Origin of the sequence: Marinimicrobium sp. UBA4209 (genome assembly GCF_002381585.1) — a bacterium.
GTDB lineage: Bacteria > Pseudomonadota > Gammaproteobacteria > Pseudomonadales > Cellvibrionaceae > Marinimicrobium > Marinimicrobium koreense.
Map to the genome: position 1 here is coordinate 32861 of NZ_DFTP01000034.1, position 622 is coordinate 33482.

Annotated in this window: 1 pseudogene; it reads left to right on the forward strand. The window is 59.6% G+C overall.

The features are described from left to right. Window positions 1-622, forward strand: a pseudogene (gene gyrB / locus B3187_RS05105) (DNA gyrase subunit B); the annotation flags it as partial.

The following is a 622-nucleotide window of genomic DNA, read 5'->3' on the forward strand; positions in this document are numbered from 1 at the left end:
GACCTTCTTCTTCCGTCAGATGCGCGAGCTGATCGAGCGGGGCCACGTCTACATCGCCCAGCCGCCGCTGTATAAAATCAGCAAGGGCAAGTTCGAGCAGTATCTGAAGGATGAAGCGGCGCTGACCGCATTTTTGACCCAGTCCGCCCTGGAGGGCTCCAGCCTGCACGTCAACGCCGATGCCCCGGGCATCAGTGGTGAAGGGCTGGAGAAGCTGGTGTACGAATACCGCTCGGTCATGGACACTATTGAGCGCCTGTCCCGCCTGTATCCGCGCGAGATTCTGGAACAGATGGTGTACCTGCCGTCCCTGACGCCCGAGCACCTGACCGACCAGGGGCATATCCAGCAGTGGTGCGATCAATTGCTGGCCCGTCTGAGCCTGGATACCCGCGATGGTAGCCAGCGGTATCTGATTACCGTGCGCGAAGACACCGAGCGTCACCTGTTCCTGCCGCAGATCGAGATCATTGCCCACGGCCTGTCGCACCACTACCCGTTCACCCATGACTTCTTTCACTCTGGTGAATACAGGGCGATCATGTCCCTGGGCGAAAAGTTGGTGACCCTAATCGAGGATGGCGCCTATATCCAGCGCGGCGAAAAGACCCAGGCCATCAGC